The sequence below is a fragment of the Prauserella muralis genome (genome assembly GCF_003202285.1).
Taxonomy (GTDB): Bacteria; Actinomycetota; Actinomycetes; order Mycobacteriales; family Pseudonocardiaceae; genus Prauserella_B; species Prauserella_B muralis.
Window position 1 is genome coordinate 107,841 of sequence record NZ_MASW01000007.1, and the last position, 18,066, is coordinate 125,906.

The 18,066-nt window shown below is 68.6% G+C and carries 21 protein-coding genes and 1 pseudogene; 13 read left to right on the top strand and 9 right to left on the bottom strand.

What is annotated here, in order from left to right:
* Positions 1 to 103: 103 nt before the first annotated feature.
* The 8 genes from BAY60_RS30025 to BAY60_RS30060 are packed head-to-tail and all read left to right on the top strand — an operon-like array spanning position 104 to position 7,010.
* The gene (locus tag BAY60_RS30025; protein ID WP_245992881.1) at positions 104 to 1,366 is read left to right on the top strand and encodes an MFS transporter; all 1,263 of its coding nucleotides are present in this window, start codon (positions 104 to 106) and stop codon (positions 1,364 to 1,366) included.
* A complete protein-coding gene (locus BAY60_RS30030; RefSeq protein WP_112284786.1) occupies positions 1,363 to 2,073 on the top strand; it encodes an alpha/beta fold hydrolase in 711 nt (236 codons plus the stop codon). Before BAY60_RS30025 ends, BAY60_RS30030 begins: the two co-directional genes overlap by 4 nt.
* Entirely contained in the window at positions 2,070 to 2,816 is a 747-nt protein-coding gene (locus BAY60_RS30035; protein ID WP_211330519.1) for an SDR family NAD(P)-dependent oxidoreductase, read from the top strand. The genes BAY60_RS30030 and BAY60_RS30035 overlap by 4 nt, the downstream gene beginning before the upstream one ends.
* A gap of 16 nt (positions 2,817 to 2,832) precedes the next feature.
* Complete coding sequence (locus BAY60_RS30040; protein WP_211330520.1) at positions 2,833 to 3,456, top strand: nuclear transport factor 2 family protein; 624 nt, start codon at positions 2,833 to 2,835, stop codon at positions 3,454 to 3,456.
* 8 nt (positions 3,457 to 3,464) lie between these two features.
* Complete coding sequence (locus BAY60_RS30045; RefSeq protein ID WP_170160612.1) at positions 3,465 to 4,289, top strand: sugar phosphate isomerase/epimerase family protein; 825 nt, start codon at positions 3,465 to 3,467, stop codon at positions 4,287 to 4,289.
* Entirely contained in the window at positions 4,286 to 5,155 is an 870-nt protein-coding gene (locus BAY60_RS30050) for an intradiol ring-cleavage dioxygenase (RefSeq protein WP_112284789.1), read from the top strand. Before BAY60_RS30045 ends, BAY60_RS30050 begins: the two co-directional genes overlap by 4 nt.
* Positions 5,152 to 6,228, top strand: a complete 1,077-nt coding sequence (locus tag BAY60_RS30055; RefSeq protein ID WP_112284790.1) for a maleylacetate reductase — start codon at positions 5,152 to 5,154, stop codon at positions 6,226 to 6,228. Before BAY60_RS30050 ends, BAY60_RS30055 begins: the two co-directional genes overlap by 4 nt.
* Before the next feature lie 29 nt (positions 6,229 to 6,257).
* A complete protein-coding gene (locus tag BAY60_RS30060) occupies positions 6,258 to 7,010 on the top strand; it encodes an SDR family NAD(P)-dependent oxidoreductase (protein ID WP_112284791.1) in 753 nt (250 codons plus the stop codon).
* 7 nt (positions 7,011 to 7,017) lie between these two features.
* Here the strand turns inward: BAY60_RS30060 and BAY60_RS30065 are convergent, their stop codons facing one another.
* The 5 genes from BAY60_RS30065 to BAY60_RS30085 all read right to left on the bottom strand — a co-directional run bounded on the left by BAY60_RS30065 (position 7,018) and on the right by BAY60_RS30085 (position 10,796).
* Positions 7,018 to 7,887: an alpha/beta hydrolase gene (locus BAY60_RS30065; RefSeq protein ID WP_112284792.1), complete on the bottom strand. Its 870-nt coding sequence runs from the start codon at positions 7,885 to 7,887 to the stop codon at positions 7,018 to 7,020.
* A gap of 131 nt (positions 7,888 to 8,018) precedes the next feature.
* Positions 8,019 to 9,206, bottom strand: a complete 1,188-nt coding sequence (locus tag BAY60_RS30070; RefSeq protein ID WP_112284793.1) for an NAD(P)/FAD-dependent oxidoreductase — start codon at positions 9,204 to 9,206, stop codon at positions 8,019 to 8,021.
* A gap of 3 nt (positions 9,207 to 9,209) precedes the next feature.
* A complete protein-coding gene (locus BAY60_RS30075; RefSeq protein WP_112284794.1) occupies positions 9,210 to 9,401 on the bottom strand; it encodes a ferredoxin in 192 nt (63 codons plus the stop codon).
* Between the two features lie 11 nt (positions 9,402 to 9,412).
* The gene (locus tag BAY60_RS30080; RefSeq protein ID WP_112284795.1) at positions 9,413 to 10,288 is read right to left on the bottom strand and encodes a pyridoxamine 5'-phosphate oxidase family protein; all 876 of its coding nucleotides are present in this window, start codon (positions 10,286 to 10,288) and stop codon (positions 9,413 to 9,415) included.
* A gap of 55 nt (positions 10,289 to 10,343) precedes the next feature.
* Complete coding sequence (locus BAY60_RS30085; protein WP_112284796.1) at positions 10,344 to 10,796, bottom strand: VOC family protein; 453 nt, start codon at positions 10,794 to 10,796, stop codon at positions 10,344 to 10,346.
* A 95-nt stretch (positions 10,797 to 10,891) separates the two neighbouring features.
* Between BAY60_RS30085 and BAY60_RS30090 the strand changes: the two genes are divergently transcribed.
* On the top strand, positions 10,892 to 11,488 hold the full coding sequence (locus tag BAY60_RS30090; RefSeq protein ID WP_112284797.1) for a CGNR zinc finger domain-containing protein: 597 nt from the start codon (positions 10,892 to 10,894) through the stop codon (positions 11,486 to 11,488).
* Positions 11,489 to 11,535: 47 nt separating this feature from the next.
* Here the strand turns inward: BAY60_RS30090 and BAY60_RS30095 are convergent, their stop codons facing one another.
* Positions 11,536 to 12,075, bottom strand: coding sequence for a PadR family transcriptional regulator (locus BAY60_RS30095; RefSeq protein ID WP_112284798.1), 540 nt, complete (start codon positions 12,073 to 12,075; stop codon positions 11,536 to 11,538).
* A 105-nt stretch (positions 12,076 to 12,180) separates the two neighbouring features.
* Here BAY60_RS30095 and BAY60_RS30100 point away from each other — a divergent pair, with 105 nt between their 5' ends.
* Together BAY60_RS30100 and BAY60_RS30105 are read left to right on the top strand one after the other, a co-directional pair.
* Positions 12,181 to 13,302 (top strand): serine hydrolase domain-containing protein, encoded by a 1,122-nt coding sequence (locus BAY60_RS30100; RefSeq protein ID WP_112284799.1) that lies wholly within the window; start codon positions 12,181 to 12,183, stop codon positions 13,300 to 13,302.
* Between the two features lie 427 nt (positions 13,303 to 13,729).
* Positions 13,730 to 14,005 carry a YggT family protein gene (locus BAY60_RS30105; RefSeq protein ID WP_112284800.1) on the top strand — a complete coding sequence of 92 codons (276 nt, stop codon included), beginning with the start codon at positions 13,730 to 13,732 and terminating at the stop codon, positions 14,003 to 14,005.
* A gap of 290 nt (positions 14,006 to 14,295) precedes the next feature.
* On the opposite strand, the gene BAY60_RS36880 is transcribed toward BAY60_RS30105, so the two are convergent.
* Positions 14,296 to 14,889 (bottom strand): hypothetical protein, encoded by a 594-nt coding sequence (locus BAY60_RS36880; protein WP_146771108.1) that lies wholly within the window; start codon positions 14,887 to 14,889, stop codon positions 14,296 to 14,298.
* Between the two features lie 633 nt (positions 14,890 to 15,522).
* Here BAY60_RS36880 and BAY60_RS36885 point away from each other — a divergent pair.
* The gene (locus BAY60_RS36885) at positions 15,523 to 15,903 is read left to right on the top strand and encodes a hypothetical protein (RefSeq protein WP_146771109.1); all 381 of its coding nucleotides are present in this window, start codon (positions 15,523 to 15,525) and stop codon (positions 15,901 to 15,903) included.
* Positions 15,904 to 16,029: 126 nt separating this feature from the next.
* Positions 16,030 to 16,232: pseudogene (locus BAY60_RS30110) on the top strand (aspartate aminotransferase family protein); the annotation flags it as partial.
* A gap of 90 nt (positions 16,233 to 16,322) precedes the next feature.
* Here the strand turns inward: BAY60_RS30110 and ykgO are convergent.
* Both ykgO and BAY60_RS30120 read right to left on the bottom strand, forming a co-directional pair.
* Entirely contained in the window at positions 16,323 to 16,445 is a 123-nt protein-coding gene (gene ykgO / locus BAY60_RS30115; RefSeq protein ID WP_112284801.1) for a type B 50S ribosomal protein L36, read from the bottom strand.
* Positions 16,446 to 16,745: 300 nt separating this feature from the next.
* Positions 16,746 to 17,747, bottom strand: a complete 1,002-nt coding sequence (locus tag BAY60_RS30120; RefSeq protein WP_112285563.1) for a TerC/Alx family metal homeostasis membrane protein — start codon at positions 17,745 to 17,747, stop codon at positions 16,746 to 16,748.
* Between the last annotated feature and the right edge of the window lie 319 nt (positions 17,748 to 18,066).

The following is an 18,066-nucleotide window of genomic DNA, read 5'->3' on the forward strand; positions in this document are numbered from 1 at the left end:
ATCGCTACGTTCCGACGAGATCAGCGGCGCAGAACAAGGAGGTTCTGAGGATGAGGAGCAACGACGGGGCGGATCATCGCCACGCCACTGAGTGGGAGGCCCGATGAGCGGGTTCTGGACACGCCAGGGCATCGTCCCGCACCTGCGCTGGGGATTCGTGGCGCTCACCTTGTTCATGATCGGCGACGGGATCGAGTCGGGGTTTCTGTCCCCTTACCTTGCCGAGCACGGCTTCGGCCCGGGCCAGACGTCACTGCTCTGGAGTGTCTACGGGTTCGTCGTCGCGGTCGCCGCCTGGCTGTCGGGCGCACTCGCCGAGGCGTTCGGTCCTCGGCGCGTGATGCTCGCGGGGTTCGTGATCTGGGTCGTCTTCGAGATCGCGTTCCTGGTCGCGCTGGCCCAGGGCGACTTCACGTTGATGCTGGTCAGCTTCGGCGTCCGCGGCCTGGGGTATCCGCTGTTCTCGTACGGCTTCCTGGTCTGGGTGGCCATGGACACGCCCGAGTCGGTGATGGGCAAGGCCGTCGGCTGGTACTGGTTCTTCTTCGTGCTGGGCCTTGGCGTGATCAGTTCCTACTACGCGGGGGCGGTCATCCCGCTGATCGGTGAGTTCGCGACTCTGGTCACCTCACTGGCGTTCATCGGCGCCGGCGGGGTCATGCTGGCGGTCCTCGTCAGGGCCCGCCCACAGGAGCCGACCAGCGTCGCGACCAGCCTGCGTTCCGTTCTGGGCGCCGTCACGATCGTGATCGAACGGCCGAAGGTGGGCCTCGGCGGCATCGTCCGGGTGATCAACACCTTGGGTTTCTACGCCTTCGTGGTGTTCCTGGGCACGTTCATGGTCCGTGATGTCGGGCTGTCCACTCCGGAATGGCAGACGGTGTGGGGCACGATGCTGCTGACGAACATCCTCGCCAACATCGTGTTCGGGTACGTCGCCGACAAGATCGGCCGCGTCCGGACGGTGGCCTGGTTCGGCGGCCTGCTCTGCGCCGCGAGCGTTCCCGCCTTCTACTACGTGCCGGAACTGCTCGGCCCGAACTTCTGGGCGATCCTCGTGGTCGGCATCCTCTACGGCGCCGGGCTCTCCGGCTTCGTTCCGCTCTCGGCGATCATGCCCGCGCTGGCTCCGCACCGCGTCGGCAGCGCCGTCGCGATCCTGAACCTCGGCGCGGGGGTGAGCCAGTTCATGGGGCCTGTCCTCGCCGGGCTGGTGGCCCCGATCGGTGTCTCCGGGACCCTCTGGGTCATCTCCGGCATCTACGTCGCCGGCATCGCGCTCACCTACTGCCTGCGCAACCGCGAGCACCGGACGACCGGCCTGTCCACAGCAGACCATCACCTGACCGAAAGGACCGCGCTATGACCCGCCTGCCCACGATCGTCCTCGTCCACGGTATGTGGCACGGCGGCTGGGCCTGGGAACGTGTCGCGACGCACCTCGAAGCGAGCGGCTATCCCTGCGTCCGCGTCACGTTGCCGGGCCAGGACCGCGCCCCGGGCGACCCGACGTTCCGCGGGCACTGCGATCACCTCGTGCGCGTGCTCGGGAACGTCTCCGGCGACGTCGTGCTCGTCGGGCACTCCTATTCCGGCGCTCTGCTGACCGAGGTCGGCGACGCGGCGGGGGTGCGTGCCCTGGTCTACGTGAGCGCGTTCTGCCTCGAACCCGGTGAGTCGGTCGCGTCCGTCAACGACGCCGAGGCGGGCTCCCAGGCGGGCAAGGACGACATCCGCCAGATCGGCGACTACCTGGTCATCGACCCGGAGACCGCGATGCACGCGTTCTACCACGACTGCACGCCTGCCGATGCGGCGAGTGCGGCCGAGCGCCTCACCCCCGAGCACGCGGACGCCCGGACAGCGATCGTGTCCCGTGCGGCCTGGCGGACCGTTCCCTCGCATTTCGTCGTCTGCACCCTGGACCGGGCCTGCACGCCGGAGGTCCAGCGCAGAATGGCCGCGCGAGTGACCTCATCGAGCGAGCTCGAGTCGAGTCACTCGCCGATGCTGTCGATGCCGGAGGCCGTGGCGAACACGATCGTCAAGGTGGCGACGGAGCACGCGTCGTGAACGCCCCCGTCGCGATCGTCACCGGCGGTGCGGGCGGCATGGGCACGGCCATCGCCACGGCCCTGCTCGATGACGGCTTCCGGGTGATGCTGCTCGATCGCCGCGGGGCGAAGGAGGCGGCCTGCCGGCTCACCGGCGAGACCCTGGGCATCGAGGCCGACGTCACCGACGAGGCATCGGTGCGGGCGGCCATCGAGCAGGTGGACGCGACGTGGGGCCGGATCGACGCGCTGGTCAACAATGCCGGGATCGAGCCGCCGCACACGATGGAGAATCTGGACCTGGAGTCCTGGCAGGCGACACTACAGGTCAACCTGACCGGCCCGGCACTGATGATGAAACACTGCGTCCCGTTGTGGCGGCGCCAGGGCGGCGGTCGAGTGGTGTCGATCGGCTCGCGCGTGTGGCTCGGTGGCGGCTGGACGCCCGCGTACTCCGCGTCGAAGGCGGGACTCGTCGGACTGACCCGGGTGGCGGCACCCGAACTGGGCCGGCTCGGGGTCACGGTCAACGTCGTCGCGCCGAGCTTCGTGCACACCCCGTTCAACGTCCAGAAGGCCGATCCCGGGTTCGTCGAGGACTACGTCGGCCGGTTCGCCGCGGCCTCGCCGCTGGGCAGGCTGGTGGAGCCGGTCGACGTCGCGAACACCGTCGCGTTCCTGGTCTCAGACCGGGCCCGCAACATCACGGGAGAAGTGATCCATGTGGCCGCCGGAACCCAACTGGCGCCGGCGATTCGATGACAGGGGGTTGAGGACCGTGTCGACAAGCCTCGAGGACAGGCTGGCACTGCGCGAACTGACCGACAACTGGGCCGTCTGGCGCGACGCGGGAGACTGGGACCGCTTCGCGACCGTGTGGCATCCGACCGAGGGGTGGATGACCGCGACCTGGTTCCAGGGGCCTGCCGCGGACTTCATCGCGGTCAGCCGCGAAGGCTTCGATCGCGGCGTGAACATCCTGCATTTCCTGGGTGGACACAGCGCCGACGTGAACGGCGACCGGGCGATCGCCCAGACGAAGATGACGATCACCCAGCGCGCGAGCGTCGACGGGGTGGAGGCCGACGTGGTGTGCACCGGCCGCTTCTACGACTTCTGCAGCCGCTACCGGGGCGAGTGGAAGATCGTGCGCAGGCAGCCGATCTACGAGAGGGACCGGCTCGACCCCGTCGACCCGTCCGCGCGGCTGGAGCTCGACGCCGATCTGCTCAAGCGGTTCCCCTCCGGGTACCGGCACCTCGCCTACCTGCAGACCAAGGCGGGGTTCACGGTCAAGACCGGCCTGCCCGGACTCACCGGTGAGGCAGTACGGCGCCTGTACGACGAGGGCGCGAAATGGCTCGCGGGCTCCGCCACCCCGGGCGACGTCAGCAAAGGATGAGCACTGGCATGAAACACCTCAGCTGCAGCGCGAGCACGCTCCGCAGGGCGGACCTGACCACCCGCGTGTCCGTCGCGGCCAAGGCCGGTTTCGCCGGCATCGGGCTGCGCGTGAGCGACTACCTCGACGCGGACCTGGCCGACGGGCAGATCCGCGACCTGCTCGACGAGCACGGTCTGCGGGTGCTCGAGCTCGAGCACAACTGGGACTGGGCCGTCGGCGAGGACCCGGTCGAGGAGACCATGTTCCACCTCGCCGAGACGATCGGGGTGCGGCACCTCAACGTCCCGATGTTCGAGGCACACCCGCACGCGGACCTGGTGGAGCCGTTCGGCGCGCTGTGCGACCGCGCCGCCGAGCACGGCGTGCTGGTGGGTTTCGAGTTCCTTCCCTACAGTCACGTGCGCACCCTCGGCCAGGCGTGGGACGTCGTCGCCGCCGCTGACCGACCGAACGGCGGGATCACCCTCGACCTGTGGCACTGGTTCCGCTCCGGTGCCACCCCGGACGACCTCGCCGGCATTCCGGCCTCCGTGATCACGACGGTCCAGCTGTGCGACGTGCTGCCCCAACCGGAACCCGACCTGACCGAGGAGGCCCGCCACCGGCGGTTGCTGCCCGGGCACGGCGCCGGCGACACGCTCGGCGTGCTCGGCGCGCTGCGTGACCACGGCGTCGCCGCGCCGATGTCGGTGGAGGTCTTCTCCGACGATCTCGACGCCCGGCCCACGGAGGACACGGCCCGGCTCGCCTTCGGCGCGGGCGCCGACGTGCTCGACCGCGCGGGGTTCGCCGCCCCGTCCTGGACGACGAACCTCGAGGAGGGCCGATGACCGGCTTCTCCGAGCACACCTCGGCGGAGGTCGTCGCCGAGAGCTTCGCCGGCACCCCGGACCCACGGTTGAGGCGAATCCTGACGAGCCTTGTCGAGCACCTGCACGGGTTCGTCAGGGACGTCGAACCCACCCAGGCGGAATGGCAGCAGGCGATCGACTTCCTCACCGCCACCGGCCACACGTGCGACGACACCCGCCAGGAGTTCGTCCTGCTCTCGGACGTGCTCGGGGTGTCGATGCTGGTCGACGCGATCAACAACCGCACGTCCCCGGCCGCCACCGACACCACGGTCCTCGGGCCGTTTCACCTGGTCGACTCCCCGCCGCGTGAGCTCGGCGCGAACATCTCGCTCGACGGCAACGGTGAGCCGTGCGTGTTCGCGGGGCAGGTCCGCTCGGCCGACGGGGCGCCGCTGCCCGGGGCGCGGGTCGACGTGTGGCAGGCCAACGGCGCCGGGTACTACGACGTGCAGCAGCCCGGCCTGCAGCCCGAGCGGAACCTGCGCGGGCTGTTCGTCACCGACGAGCACGGCCGGTTCTGGCTGCGCACGGTGGTTCCCCGCTACTACCCGATCCCGGACGACGGGCCGGTCGGCAGGCTGCTCACCGCCACCAACCGGCACCCGAACCGGCCCGCGCACATCCATGTCATCGCCGAAGCGGACGGCCACGCGCCGCTCACGACGCATGTCTTCGTCGAAGGCAGCCCGTACCTGGACTCCGACACGGTGTTCGGGGTGAAGGAGTCGCTGATCCGGCCCGTCACCGACGTCGACGATCCCGTTCGCGCCGAGCACTACGGCGTCGCCAACCCGTTCCGGCTCATCGAGTTCGACGTCGTTCTGGACCGGGTGCGGCCATGACTCACGAGTTCGTGCACGAGAGCCGACCCGGCCGCGTCGTCTTCGCCGTGGGTGCGCGCACACGGCTCGCCGAGGAGGTCGATCGCCTCGGCCTGCGCAGGCTGATCGTGGTGTGCACGCCGGAGCAGGCGGATCTCGCCGCCGAGCTCACCCTCCCGCTCCGGGACCGGATCGCGGCGCTGCACCCGCACGCGACCAGGCACGTTCCCACCGCGGTCGCCGCGACAGCGGTCGCCCGGAGCCGGGAGGCCAGCGCCGACGGATGCATCGCCGTCGGTGGTGGCTCCGCGATCGGCCTGGCCAAGGCCATCGCCAAGGACACCGGCCTGCCCTCCGTGGCGGTGCCGACGACGTACGCCGGTTCGGAGATGACGCCGATCTGGGGCCTGACCGGCGCCGACCGCAAGACCACCGGCCGGGACCCGCGCGTCCTTCCGTCCACCGTGCTCTACGACCCCGCGCTGACGCTTACCCTACCGAGCCGGCTCTCCCTCACCAGCGGCATCAACGCCCTCGCGCATGCGGCCGAAGCGCTCTACGCGCCCGACGGCTCGCCGATCACGGCACTGATGGCGGCGGAGTCGGCACGCGCCCTCGCCGGAGCACTCCCCCGGGTGGCCGCCGATCCGCGCGACCTCGAGGCCCGTTCGGACGCCCTCTACGGGGCCTGGCTCGCCGGCAGCGTGCTGGGCGCCACCACGATGTCGTTGCACCACAAGCTGTGCCACGTTCTCGGCGGCGCGTTCGACCTTCCGCACGCCGAAACCCACACCGCGATACTCCCGCACGTTCTCGCCTTCAACCTCCCGGCGGCGGCCCGGGCGCGGACCGCGCTGGAATCCGCGTTCGGCGCGGCCGATCCGGGCGGCCACCTGTTCCACCTCGCCGAGGACCTCGGCGCCGAGATGTCCCTCGCGGCACTCGGCATGCCGGAGGACGGCGTGGACACCGTGGTGGCCCAGGCGCTCGCCACGCCCTACGCCAATCCGAGGCCGGTGACCGAGACCGACCTGCGCGCGATGGTCGGCAACGCCCTCACCGGGGAGGCCCCCGCCCCGCGCCCGCTCGGATAGCCAAGCACCATCACGAAGGGAACCCGATCATGCGACTGCACGACAAGATCGCCCTGATCACCGGCGCATCCAGCGGGATGGGCCACGCCACCGCGGCGACGTTCGCTCGCGAGGGCGCGACCGTCGTCGTCGCCGACATCAACGATGACGACGGCACGGCCGCGGTCAAGGAGATCCGCGCCGCCGGCGGGCAGGCCCGCTATCTCCACCTGGACGTCACCGACGAGGGCGCCTGGATCGCCGGGATCGACGAGGTCCTCGCCGAGTTCGGGCGGCTCGACGTGCTGGTCAACAACGCCGGGATCAGCGGCACCTTCGACCCCGATCGCACCAGCACCGCCTTCTTCGACCAGCTCATGCTGGTCAACGCCAAGGGTGTCTTCCTCGGCATCAAGCACGGCGCCGCCGCGATGGCGCGCTCCGGCGGCGGCTCGATCGTCAACCTGTCCTCGATCTCGGCCTCGATCGGCCAGCTCGGCGTGCACCTGGGCTACGGGGCATCCAAGGCCGCCGTGAAGTCGATGACCAGGACCGCCTCCGTGCAGTATGCCGACGACGGGATCCGGGTCAACGCGGTCGCACCGGGAATGCTCCCTCCGATGCGGACGTCCCGCGGGTCGGCCGACCCGGTGTGGCGGGCGAAGCAACTCGACGGGGTGCCGATGAGGCGAGCCGGTGAGGTGCGGGAGGTCGCCGACGTCGTGCTCTTCCTCGCCAGCGACGAAGCCTCGTATGTGACCGGGGTGGAGATCCTGGTCGACGGCGGGCTGACCGCCGTCTGACGAGGACTCACCGCGCGCGAAGGAACGCTTCCACGGCTCGTACCACCTCCTCGGGCGCCTCTTCGGGGACGTAGTGGCCGCCCGGGACGGCGTGCCCGCTCACGGCGGCGGGGTCGGCGTGGTGCTCCTGCCAGACGCGCACGACGTCGCTGCCACCGAGACCGCCGTCGACGCCCCACAGGACAAGCAGCGGAGCCCGCACCCGCAGCCCCCGCGCGTGATCGGCCTGGTCGCGATCGAGATCGGTCGTGAAACCGGTCCGGTAGTCCTCGAAGGACGCTCGCAGGCGCTCCGGATCGCTGAACGCGGCGACGTAGTGCTGGAAGGTCTCCGCGTCGACGGCGCCGGAGGCGAGCACGCGGGCGAAGAAGTGGCGCAGATACGCCTCCACGTTCCCGGAGACGAGTGTCGCCGCCAGCTCGGGATTCCGGTGGAAGAACCAGTGCCACATCGCGCTCGCCGAGTCCCGGTCGAACGTGTCCATGACGACCCTGGTCGGCAGGATGTCCAGCAGCACAAGGGCCTCGATGTCGGAGGGGTGATCGAGCGCCCAGCGATGTGCGACGCGGGCGCCGCGGTCGTGGCCGATCACCACCGCTGAGGAGAAGCCCAGGTGCCGGAGCAGGGCGCTCAGGTCGGCGGCGGTGGCGCGCTTGTCGTACTCCCCCGACCGGGCCAGCCCCGAGTCTCCGTAACCGCGCAGGTCCGGGACGAGAAGAGTGCGCCCGCGGCTGAGCGGCTCCACCACATGCCGCCAGCAGGCGTGCGTCTGTGGCCAGCCGTGCACCAGCACAGCGGCCTCGGCCCCGTCACCGACGACGCGGTAAGCCAGCTCGACGTCGCCAAGCCGCACCGACTCGCGCGTGTCCCACGGCATGCTTCTCCTCTTGTGGTCCTGGGTGTTTCGTGACCACAGTGCACACGCCGGTCACGACACACCAAGCGGCGGTTGCCGCCCAGTGGCAGCCGGGTTTTCCTGTCGGTGCGGCTGGGCCGCCGGCCGGCCGGTCACGACGCGCGGAAGGGCGTGGGCGCCGGAACCGGTGCGGCCATCTGCTTCGCGATCAGGTCGCGGTAGTGCGCGAGGCTATGCGTGAAACCCGCCGTGACCGCGCCGACGACACCGCCGTCGCGGTGGTATTCGGCGAGGAAGCGGCCGCCCGGCTCACTCGCCACCAGATGTGTGTCGTACCGGATGCCCGTGAGGCCGACAGAACGCAGCTTCCGGCCGTACAGGTCACCCCAGAACGACGGCACCGGCGCGAAGCGGCCCGGGTAGCCCAGCAGTGCCCGGGCGGCGTGGGCGCCCTGATCGATGGCGTTACTGTAGTGCTCCACCCGGAGCAACTCCCCGTCGAGCGCGGGCTGTGGCCACCGTGCGACGTCGCCCGCGGCCACGACACCGGGTGCGGCCAACCCGTTCCCGTCGACCACGACGCCGTCGTCGAGCCGCAGTCCGGACCCGCGTAACCACTCGACCCTCGGACGTGCGCCGACCGCCACCACGACGAGGTCGGCGGGCAGTGCCGTCCCGTCGTCGAGGTGCACCTGGCGGACCGTGGGGTCGCCCGTCACGGCGGTCACCCGCCTGTGGAGCCGGAGGTCCACGGCGTGTGCGCGGTGCAGGTCGGCGACCAGCGCGCCGACCTGCCTGCCAAGCGGCCGGTGGAGCGGAACGGGATCGGGTGACACGAGGGTGACCGGAAGGTCCAGGGCGCGGAGCGTGGCGGCGATCTCCGAGCCGAGGAAGCCCGCGCCGGCGATCACGACGCGGGGCCGGTCCGCGAGCCGGGCACGCAACATCCTGGCGTCGTCGAGGCTCCGCAGGGTCATCACCCCGGGCAGGTGACCTCCGTCAGGAAGGTTGCGAGCCCCCGCACCGGTGGCGATGACCAACCCGTCGAAATCGACGGGTGGCAGCGTGCCGCGCAGCACGCGCCGGCCGGGCAGGTCCAGCCCGGTAGCGGCGTGACCGAGCAGCCAGGTCGCAGCCAGGTCGTCGAGGTCGCCGTCCGCCAGGGTCAGGTGGCGATCGTCAGCGGTGAGCAGGTACTCCTTGGACAGCGGTGGACGCCGGTAGGGCCGGAACGGCTCGGCGCCGACCAAGACGAGCGCGCCGTCGTAACCGAGTCGCCGGAGTTCCTGGGCGGCGGTCAGCCCGGCCAGCCCGGCGCCGACTATCGCGACACGTCGCATTCCTCATGCCCCGTCGAGGAAGATCGCGCGTTCCGGGCAGGCACGGGCGGCTTGTTCGATCGCCTGTCGCAGCGCGTCGTCGGGTGCCGCGTCGTAGCTCAGTTCGTCGTTGTCGTCGAGTGTGAACACCGTCGGCGCGGCGAACACGCACTGGGCGTGTGTCTGGCACCGGGTCATGTCGACGCGAATCCGCATCGTGAGTCCTTTCAGGACGGGTTGAACCGGGAGTACTTCTCGAACGACCAGCGCAAGGGGCTGGTCTCGGCGGTCTCGATCACCTGCTCCACCTCGAAGTCGACCATCCGGTGCGCGCCGGGTGTCGCGGCGGCCCGCGCCGGGTCCCAGTCGGTACTGGCACGGCCGGTCAGCTGCAGCGTGTTGCCGTGTTCCCAGTCGAGGAACAGCAGCCCGCAGCGGGGATCGAGCTCGAGGTTGCCGAGCGTCATGTACATCGAGTTGCCGGTGTAGTCGGGCCAGGACAGCCGCCGCCCGGTCGCCGTCACGAAGCCGGGGTTGCCGCCGCGATGGGACGTGTCGGCGCCCAGCCCGGCCGCGTGGGTCGTGACGAAGAAGGTGTCGGCGGCGGTGATCCAGCGCTGTTGAGCGGCGGTGAGTTCCCTGGTGCGCCGGGGCTCTCCGGCCGCAGAGGGGGCGTCCCCGACCACCGTGCGGGTCTGGATGTATTTGGGGCAGTTCGCGTAGACCTGTTCGGTGCGCACCAGCAACCGGCCGTCGGCGGCGTGTGCCCGGCCGTTGATCCGCATCCGGCGCCGGGTCGCCGGTTCGATCGCGAGCATGCCGAGGTCCCGCTCGGTGTCGAACAATCCCGCGAGCGGGCCGTCCGGAACCCCGGCAGCGGCGACGGTGCGGTCGTCGGCGGCGGTGACGAACCCGGCCGGACCGGTGAGCACGCTCGTCCAGACCGTTCCGTCGTCGGTGGCGGCGCCGAGCACCACCATCCGCTGCTGCGCGAGGAACTCCGCCGCCACGGGTGGGATGACGGCATCGACACCCACCGAGCCCCAGCCGTCGGCTGTCAGCCCGGCACGGCGTTGCACCGTACGTTCGCCTTGGTGATACATCGCTCTCCTCCTGCTGGGGCCCGGGCCGGGTACGCCCGGGCCCCAGTCGGCTCGATCAGAAGAAACCGCAGGTGGGCGCGCCTTGGACCGGCGCCTTCGCCGACTCGGCACCGGTGGTTGCGTAGATCTCGAGGCGGACGCCGTCCGGATCGGTGAAGAACACGCCACCGGAGGACGCGCCGTCGCCGTGCGGCACGATCCCGTCGTAGAACAGCTCCACGCCCAGCTCTCCCAGCGTCTTCTCCGCGCGGCGGACCGCGTCGATGTCCGGCATCTGGAACGACAGGTGGTGCAGGCCGGGCAGGTCGGTGGCGAAGCGGCCGTCGCTCTGCTCCCAGAGGGCGACCATCAGCTTCCCGTCCAGCCCGAGCAACGCGTGTTTTTGGTCGCCCTCGGTCTGCTCGGCGAGCACCTCGAACCCGAACAGCGCGCGGTAGAAGGCAGTCGAACGGACCAGGTCGGTCACGTTCAGCCCGACGTGCCCGGTCTGCAATACCGGCGTACTCATGCGCCTCTCCTTTTCTAATGGCTATACCCTAGTTGAACCATTAGAACGGTGCCACAGGTTTCTCACGAGATCAAGCCCCGGCTATCGTTAGAACCATGGACATCGCCAACCTCGTCGACGGTGGCGCCCCGCTGCTGGGCGAGCCGCTGCCGATCGAGCTGGGCAACACCGCCTACGCGGCGCGCGGCCGCCCGTTGGACGGCCTGCTATCCCGGGAACATCTGGCCGCGTGGCTGCGCGACACGCGCCCCCGCCTGGCGCTGCCCCTCGCCGACACCGACATCACGGGCGTGGCCGAGGACGACCTCGCCACCGCCAGGCACCTTCGCGACGCGATCAGGTCACTGGCCGCCGCAGCGGTCGACCAGCGCCAGGCCGATCGGGACGCCGTCGCCGTCCTCAACCGAACCGCGGGCCGAACCCCGCGGTGGCGCGAACTCCGGACCGACCCGGAACCTCACACCGTGGTGTGCACCGACGGCCGCCCGGTCGCCGCGGTACTCGCGGAACTGGCCGAGGACGCCGTAACCCTGTTCACCGGGCCGATGCATCACGAACTCCGCGCCTGCCAAGGTCCGGGCTGCAGGCTCTTCTTCGTCCGCGACAACCCCCGGCGCGCCTGGTGCTCAGCCGGTTGCGGCAACCGCGCCAGAGCCGCCCGCCACTACGCCAGGACGCAACGTTCGGCCTGAAACGATGACCGCCGGGTCGTCGTCGCGGAGGTGACGGGGCGGGGAACCTACTCGGGTCGTGGTCCGTGGCGGTCGGCGTACTCGCGGAACCAGTTGAGCGCGAACCTGTGCGAGGCGATGCCGTAGTCGAGGGTGGCCCGCTGGTGTGCCGCGACCTCGCCGAGTTCCTCCGGGATGTCCACAGTGTCGAGCTGCTTGTCCAGCTGCGAGAACTTGGCGAGGTCGCTCTCGATGCGCGCCTCGATGCGGCGCAGGACGGGCAGGCGTTCCGCTGGCTCCACGAGACCGAGGAAGTACAGCCGGGACAGTGCCGCGCTCTCCAGATCCGACCCGGCAAGCTCGCCGGTCATCCAGGCGCGGAACTCCTGCCTGCCCGCCTCGGTCACCCGGTACGTCTTCTTGCCGCGTCCCCCGGTCTCGGTGCTCGCCACCTCGACGAGTCCTCGGTCGAGCAGGTTGTCCAGCGCGCGTTTGATGCTGCCGGAACTGGCGCTGTAGAAGAGCGCCACACCTGCCTCGAACCCCTTGACGAGGCCGTAGAGGCTCTGCGGAGCGATCAACAGCAGCCCGAGGATGACGTGCGCCATGCGCCGAGCCTAGCCGATTGACTCTCTGAGACATATCCAGTAGACATCTCTCAGAGACAGGTCTAGGAGACATATCGCCGCTGGGCGCGGCACGAGGAGGCCGACGTGACGCCACCGATCGCCACCACACCGGCACCGGACAACACCGTCGCCCCCGACGTGGGCGCGCGGCTGTCGCGTCTGCTGGAGAGCTTTGTCACCCACCGCGGGCTGCACCACGCCGTCGCCACGATCGCGACCGGCGATGGGACGCTGCGCTGGTCAGCCGCGTGCTCGCCCGCCGGTTCCGACGATCCGCCGCACGCTGAGAGCCCGTTCTTCACCGCGAGCATCACCAAACGTTTCATCATCACGCTCGTGGTCCAGGCGCACGAGCGCGGTGAGCTCGACCTGTCCGCACCGATCACCACCTACCTGCCGGCGGAGACGGTCGCCGGGCTCCATGTTCTCGGCGGTGTCGACCGGACGTCCGAGATCACCGTGCGCCACCTCGCCAGCCACACGTCGGGCCTGCCCGACTACTTCGAGAAACGCCGAGGTGGACCGAGCCTCCACGACCAGCTCCGGGCAGGCCGGGACCAGGCGTGGAGCTTCGAGGACGTGCTGCGGATCGTCCGCGAGGAGCAGCGCCCGCACTTCGTGCCACAGGACCTGACAGCCGCCCGGCAGAAGGCTCGCTACTCCGACACCGGCTTCCAGCTGCTCATCCGTATCGCGGAAGCGGCGACCGGGCGTTCCTTCGCCGGCCTGCTGGCCGAGCGGATCACCATCCCACTCGGCCTCACCCGCACCTGGCTTCCCGGACAGGATCGGCCTGTCCCCTTGCCACTCCACACCGGACAGCACCAGGTCGAGCTCACCTCGTTGATCGAGTCCAGCAACGACGTCATCAGCACCACCGGTGATCTCCTCACCTTCCAGCGGGCGCTGCTCGCAGGCGAACCTTTTGACCACGCCGGATCGGTGGCGCTGCTCACCGAGCGGAGGAACAGGCTGCGCAACATCCCGATCCTCCGCTACGGACTCGGCACCATGTTCTTCAACGTCGGCCGGCTCATGACGGCAGGCAGGAGCCCGCTCACGCTCGTCGGCCACTCCGGCGCCACCGGGACATGGTTGTTCCACTGCCCGGAACTCGACCTGCACCTGGCAGGCACCGTCGACCAAACCCACGGACAGGCGCTCCCGTTCCGGCTCGTGGCGCGGATGCTCCACATCTGGCGGTGATGACGTCCGTGCCGGCCCGGCGTCACATGGCCACCGGAGAAGACGACTTGACCCGTTGTCCCCCAAGGAAAACCCGGCCATCACCGCGACCTGCGCCGCGAGACCCTGGCCGACGTCAGGTTCCGCAATCGCCCGCCCGGGTTCGAGCGCGATGCTGTTCCTGTGGCCAGACCCGCAGGCCCATGGCTCAGGCCGCCAGTCGCACCAGTCCCAGCAGCTCCGCGGTGGCACGGCTGCTCATCAGGCACGCCGCCGCGTGGTTCCGGCCGCTGGCGTTCCCGACGGGGACCGGCGTTGTCGAGTCGTCGCGCAGCATGAACGGCTGGTGAGAGGTCGCTGAGAAAACCTCCGCGCGGGCACTTCTGCCGGGCCGCGCACGTTGACCCATCGAAGGGGTTGCCAAGGACCCTGCGGAAAGGAGTCGGCCATGAGCGCGATCGGAGCACTGCTCGGGTACGTCCTGACGGCGTTTCTCGTGGTGCTGTTCGCCAGAGCCGTGCTCAGCTGGGTCGGCATGGCGGCCGGACACCGCCCATGGGTTCGGCGGGCCAGTTCGGTCACCTCCGCGCTGACCGAGCCAGTGATCGCTCCCGTGCGCCGGGTCCTGCGCCCGGCCCGGGTCGGAGGACTGGGGATCGATCTCGCGTTCACGGCGGTGTTCGTGGCCGCGCTGATTCTCCGGTCGATCGCGTTCAGCCTCTAGCCAGGCCGCCGATGCACCGGCCGCGCCGCCGACCACCAACAACGGACGTCGTCTCGTCGCGTCGGCTCGCTTGAGTCATCCATCTGCGTATGCAACGTTCTCTGTGAGCGCAACGGTTTTCGACCGTGACGGCCTCCGCGGCAGCAGTGATGGTGTCCCTACCCCTGTCACCACGGTCACCGGCACTGCGCACCGTGCCACGCAGCCCATCCCCACGTGCGCTAACAGGCCCGCACCCGTGGTGCCTACAGCAGCGGACTACCACCGTTTGCGACTGCGTGCGTCGACTTTTACCTGGATCGAAACCTCGGCTCGTCCATTGTACTGATAAATCGCTGAATAGTTTCCTCGCGGAACCCAGACCGAACCACATCCGGCCACAAATCATCTACCGCGCGAGCGGCGGTCACGAATTCCAACTCGGTTGCATCACGCCAAGGACGACGCACCTCGGGTGAGTACACCACCAGAACTTCCCAATTTCTATCGCCCCACACCGCCCACTTTGTTGAATCACCGAATATCGCAAAGATGGTTACAGCATCCCTGATCGACCCGCCGTTCAATTCCTCAACTGGCTCGTGCCCCACAGCAGCCCGATACCCGCGAGGAATTTCCTCTACAGCAAGGCTGAAGCAAGGCCTCATGTCGCCGCCATCGAGGGTGACGAAATACAGACTCTTGTCGCGATGCACCTTGGCAATTTCTGCAAGCGCAACTGCAAAATCGTCACCCGAAAACTCGACATCCTCACAAATATCGACTTCGCCCTCTACTGGGATAAAGGGCCAGTCAGGCAGAGATGAACTGGGGTCGACTATGCGGTGGAGCCGCGAAGAAATCTGACGGAGCTCTGATTCAGATTCAATAAATGGGTACGCCACCCCTACCCGCCCCCAATCGGAAAAGAGCCAGCGAGGGGTCCCATCAGGCACAAGCCGCGATACCGACTGGTCATCTGGAACGAAGTTCCCGCTCTTAACTCGATGACGAATCTTGAGTGCGAGGCCTGGGCCGTCTCGGGTTCTCCTCTGCCTCAACGCCGGCAATAATGTCGAGGTCAAATGATTCGATCTTCCCTCCGGAAATATCCCGCATCAACCGCTCAAGATTATCTACATTCGGAGCGGAGCAGCCAGTACGAATATAGAACTCAGCCCGAGAAACGGAGAGAATTGATTCGAGAATCACACTCGACCAACGCGACACCTCTTCACAGGAGGCCACAAACGTGACTTCGTCTCCCTGTTTCCATGCCCGCATGGCAAATCTCCACCTTTCCGTCGATTGAACATACTAGGAGGCTCTTTGAAAGCCATCATTGACCATTCATTTCGTTGGATAACCGTGACCCCTCGTTCTCTGTCATACCAACCTGTAGTTCCATCCTTGAACCGAGTACCGTCTCCTCTTCCCGCAAAATGTCGAGGTAGTCTTGCAAGTTCATCGTCTGACATATCGAAACGGTGATTGTTGGGCTTCCTGCTTTTTACTTCCTTCTCGGTCTCCTCGCGAATGTGCAGCACGCCCTGGTAGGCGGCATCACTGCATCCTTCCCTGCCGCCCGTGTTGTGGACGAGGGTATCGGTCCCGCCTACGACCACGTGGCAGGTGTGGTCGAGGTTGATAGTGAGGTTGTGAACGATCCGGTGACGTTAGCGCTCCCGGGTGTCGACGACGACGGCGTGGCGGCCGTCGGCCGGCCGGAGGACCTCGCCGACGTTGAGATCGTCTGCCTCCACCCACGCGCTGCCCCACACAGCCCTACTGCCCGTGACAATCCCGCCCATGCGCACACGCCAGAAGGGATTGTGGTGGTGCGCCACTGTTCCACCGCCAGCTTGCGGTACACGGTGGCGGTCTCCCGTGCCAGCGAGTCGAACTCGTGGATCGTCTGATTCGGCACGGCGTTGTCCAGGACGCCGAGCAAGGTCGTGCCGGGTTCCTGGTCGTTGTAATAGCCCGCGTTCTCCTTCCACTGCAGGCCGCGGGAATCGTAGAACCAGTCGGTGACGATCGACCCGAGCTTCGACACCGGCGAGTCCGAACGCGTGCTGCGTGGCTTCCTCTCCGGCGCGGTGTTCGACGCCGGACTCTACTGCCGTGCCGACGACCGAGGCGAACCGTGATCCAGCTGTCCCCTCCCCTGGTCTGTGGCCAGGCACGGTTCGACGAGATCGAGCAGATCCTGCGCCAGGCGCTCACCTCGGCATGGGCGCTGCTCTGAGGGAGCACGTGCCGACATGACCGGTGGCGCGGATGGTCGTCCCGATGTGGCCACCAAGCACAGTGGACGCGACGTGTCCGGCCAGGACGATCAACCCTGACGTGCCTTGTACCGCGGATCGCGCTTGTTGATCACGAAGACCTTGCCGTGCCGGCGAACGACCTGCGCCCCCGGCTTCTGCTTCAGCGATCGAAGCGACCTGCGAACCTTCATGGGACCTCGTTCCCTCGCGGCGGCCAACCAGTCGAACCCTACCCTAACTGACAATTGTTTCCAATAACGAGGGGTCCGGCGGACCGGCCGCCGGGGGGCCGTGGCCGAGGACGCACGCAGCCCCGACGAGCGGGCCGGAGCGTTCGGTGGCGTGTTCGGCCCCTCGCGGTTGTCCAGGCCCGGCTAGCGGTGGGGTGGGCGGGGTGGGCGGATGGTGAGCAGCACCGCGCCGGTGATGGTCATGGCGGCCAGCAGCAGGATGGTGAGGCCGAGTTCGATGAGGAATTCGGTGAACATGGGTCAACTCCGGATCTCTCGCTGTGTGGCACCGGCGCGGGAGCGCAGGCTGGTCAGGGTGACCGTGGCGAGGATGAGCACGATGACCGCCAGCGAGAAGAGAGTGGGTATCTCCGGTACGGCGGGCCAGATCCCGTGCGCCCAGTGCAGGACGAGCTTGACCCCGATGAACGCGAGGATGAGGGCGAGGCCGTGGTTGAGGTGGGTCAGCCTGGCCAGTACCGCGTGGAGCACGAAGTACAGCGCGCGCAGCCCCAGCAGGGCGAAGGCGTTGGTGGTGAAGACGAGGTAAGGATCTTCGGTGATGCCGTACACGGCGGGCACGGAGTCGACGGCGAACACCACGTCGGTGGCGAAGACCGCGACGACCACGACGGTGAGCGGGGTCAGCGCGCGCCGGCCGCGCTCGGTGACGAGCATGCGGGTCCCCCGGTAGCCGTCGGTGACGGGCATCAACTTGCGCAGCAGGCGAACCGAACGCATCCGTGAGACGTCACGCTCGAGGCCCTGGCCGGTGAGCGCCTCGTGCAGGATCTTGATCGCGGAGGCGAACAGGATCGCGCCGAAGACCAGGAACGCCCACGTGCCGGCGTTCAGGAGCGCGGCGCCGGCGGCGATGAAGACGCCGCGCAGGACGAGGGCGCCGATGATGCCGTAGAGCAGGACCCGCTGCTGGATCTCGGCCGGCACGGCGAAGGCGGCCAGCAGAAGCATGAAGACGAACAGGTTGTCCACGGACAGGGACTTCTCCACCACGAAGCCGGTGGTGAACTCCAGCGCCTGTCCGCCACCGACGCTCAGCCACAGCCCGCCGGCGAACAGCAGTGGCAACGCCAGATAGAACACCGACCAGCCCGCGGCCTCACGCATCGACACCTCATGGGGGCGGCGGGTGACCAGAAAATCCGCCACCAGCAGGGCCACGAGCACCACGATGCTGAGCGTCCACAGCAGCGGTGACCCGATCGACTCCAGCGCCGGGGCGGGGACGGAATGCGGGTACATCGGATCCTCCTCGAACACGCGTCACGGTTCGAGGTCTCCTTCACCCGCCAAGCGGGCGACCCGCCGGGAACACTCCTGGATGTCCGTACTGACCGGCCTGGTCTTCGGGAAGTACTCCCCTCATCGCCGAGTATGGGACAAATCGGGCAAATGTAAAGGGAGAAGTGCCTGGCATCCCTCGACCGGGTGCCAGCGCCACTGGCCCGAGGGCGGCGGACGGCAGCGGCACCGCAGGGCGAACGTCAGTGCGGGCCGTGGTTCCGGCAGCCTGCGCCACGGGCTCGGCCTGATGAGATCAAGGCTTGTTGCTCGGCGCGTC